This is a genomic window from Trebonia sp. (assembly GCF_030042015.1).
GTDB lineage: Bacteria > Actinomycetota > Actinomycetes > Streptosporangiales > Streptosporangiaceae > Trebonia.
The window spans coordinates 1-2,734 of sequence record NZ_JASIAL010000317.1 but is presented as its reverse complement, the minus strand read 5'-3'; the positions used below and the strand labels follow the sequence as shown (position 1 = coordinate 2,734).

2 protein-coding genes are annotated in these 2,734 nt (G+C 69.2%); both read right to left on the bottom strand.

The window, feature by feature from the left end:
• Window positions 1–1,754, bottom strand: a 1,754-nt coding sequence (gene uvrB / locus Q1N79_RS17030) for an excinuclease ABC subunit UvrB (protein ID WP_300610062.1), incomplete at its 3' end; no start/stop codon positions are given.
• Between the two features lie 257 nt (window positions 1,755–2,011).
• Window positions 2,012–2,614 (bottom strand): dephospho-CoA kinase, encoded by a 603-nt coding sequence (gene coaE, locus Q1N79_RS17025; protein WP_300610061.1) that lies wholly within the window; start codon window positions 2,612–2,614, stop codon window positions 2,012–2,014.
• Window positions 2,615–2,734: the final 120 nt, after the last annotated feature.

The window sequence follows — 2,734 nt, the reverse complement described above, 5'->3', positions numbered from 1 at the left end:
GCCATCTGCTTGGCCCGGCGCCGGTTGGTCTCGTCGATCGCCCGCTGCATCGACGGGGTCACCTTGTCCGCGTACATGTGCACCTGGCCGGACACGTTACGGGCAGCGCGGCCGATCGTCTGGATCAGCGAGGTGCCGGACCGCAGGAAGCCCTCCTTGTCCGCATCCAGGATCGACACCAGCGACACCTCGGGCAGGTCGAGGCCCTCGCGAAGCAGGTTGATGCCTACCAGGACGTCGTACTCGCCAAGCCGCAGCTCGCGCAGCAGCTCCACCCGGCGCAGCGTGTCCACCTCGCTGTGCAGGTACCGGGCGCGGACGCCGCTCTCGAGCAGGTAGTCGGTGAGGTCCTCGGCCATCTTCTTGGTCAGCGTGGTGACGAGCACGCGCTCGTCGCGCTCGGCCCGCTGCCTGATCTCCTCGAGCAGGTCGTCGATCTGCCCCCTGGTCGGCTTGATGATCACCTGCGGGTCGACCAGCCCTGTCGGCCTGATCACCTGCTCAACCACGTCGCCGCTCACGCGCCGCAGCTCATACGGACCGGGCGTGGCCGACAGGTAGAGGGTCTGGCCGATCCGGTCGCAGAACTCGTCCCACGTCAACGGCCTGTTGTCGATCGCGCTCGGCAGCCGGAAACCGTGCTCGACCAGCACCCGCTTGCGGGACACGTCGCCTTCGTACATGGCGCCGATCTGCGGCACCGTGACGTGCGACTCGTCGATTACCAGCAGGAAGTCCTCGGGGAAGTAGTCGAGCAGCGTGTTCGGCGGGCTGCCCGCCTCGCGGCCGTCGATGTGCCGCGAGTAGTTCTCGATGCCGGAGCAGCTGCCCACCTGGCGCATCATCTCGATGTCGTACGTGGTGCGCATGCGCAGCCGCTGCGCCTCAAGCAGCTTGCCGCCCCGTTCCAGCTCAGCGAGCCGCTCGGCCAGCTCGGCCTCGATGCCGGCGATGGCGCGCTCCATCCGCTGCTCGCCCGCCACATAGTGCGAGGCGGGGAAGACGTACAGCTCGTCGTCCTCGCTGATCACCTCGCCGGTTAGCGGGTGCAGCGTGGACAGCCGCTCGATCTCGTCGCCGAACATCTCGATCCGGACGGCGAGCTCCTCGTACTGCGGGATGATCTCGATCGTGTCGCCGCGCACCCGGAAGGTGCCCCTGGTGAACGACAGGTCGTTGCGGTTGTACTGCATGCCGACCAGCTGCCTGAGCAGGCCGTCCCGGTCCATGGCGTCGCCGATCCGCAGCGTGAGCATCCGGTCCACGTACTCCTGCGGGGTGCCCAGGCCGTAAATGCAGGACACGGACGCCACGACGATCGTGTCCCGCCGGGTGAGCAGCGAGTTGGTGGCGGAGTGCCGTAGCCGCTCGACCTCGTCGTTGATCGAGGAGTCCTTCTCGATGTAGGTGTCGGTCTGCGGTACGTACGCTTCCGGCTGGTAGTAGTCGTAGTAGGAGACGAAGTACTCGACCGCGTTCCTGGGCAGCATCTCGCGCAGCTCGTTGGCGAACTGGGCGGCCAGGGTCTTGTTCGGCAGCATGACCAGCACCGGTCGCTGCAGCTTCTCCGCCAGCCAGGCGACGGTCGCGGTCTTGCCGGTGCCGGTGGCACCGAGCAGCACGGTGTCCTTGGCCCCGTCGCTGATCCGTTCCTGCATCTGCGCGATCGCCCTTGGCTGGTCGCCGGCGGGCTGCATGTCGGTAACCACCTCAAATGGCGCGACGCGCCGCTGCAGGTCGGTCACTGGACGCATGGCTCCGCCTTCTTTCCTGAACGAGACGCCATCCGGTCGACCAGACCCACTGTAGGCCGGCCCGCCGACATTCTGACTGGGGCCGGACGGCCGGACATCCGCGTGGGTACGGCACCATCCGCGTGGGTACGGCACCACGCCCTCGGCGTCATCAGTAATGAACCACAGCGTGTCCAGCGCAATTCCGCCGGACTCGCTGGCCAGCACCGGCGCGGCCGCGCCCGCCCGGCCAGCCCCTTACCGAGCGGCCGAGGCCCTCACGCCCTGTCCGCCCTCCGGCGCAATTCCGCCCACAGGTCGCCCACCTGGCGGTCGAGCTCGGTCAGCGAGCCGGAGTTGTCGACGACGATGTCGCCGATCGCCAGCCGCTGCTCCCGGCTGGCCTGAGCCGCCATCCGCGCCTTGGCCTGCTCACGGGTCATGCCGCGGCGCCGCACCAGGCGGTCGATCTGGACCCGGGGCGGGGCATCGACGACCACGACCAGGTCGTAGGCATCGGTGCGGCCACCCTCGGCGATCAGGGGTACGTCGTGCACGACGATCGCCCCCGGCGCCGCCTCGCCTTCCAGCTCCGCCATGCGGGCGCCCACCCTCGGGTGCACGATCGCGTTGAGCTTGGCGCGAAGCTCCGGGTCCCCGAACACGATCTCGCCCAGCCGCGGCCGGTCCAGTCTCCCGTCCGGCAGCAGCACCTCGGGCCCGAACGCCTCGACGACCTCGGCGAGCCCTTCCGTCCCCGGCTCGACCACTTCCCTGGCAATGGCGTCCGCGTCGATCACTACCGCGCCCTGCGCCGCCAGCCGAGCCGATACCTCGCTCTTCCCGGCGCCGATCCCGCCCGTAAGCCCGATCCTGAGCACACCGCGATCCTAAGCGCCCGCGCCGGGGTTACGGGCCGGTCCAGCAGCTGACCTCGACGCCGCCGGGGGCCGGGAAGTCCACGCTCACGAACTCGCTTCCCGGGTCCCGAACGTGGGCCA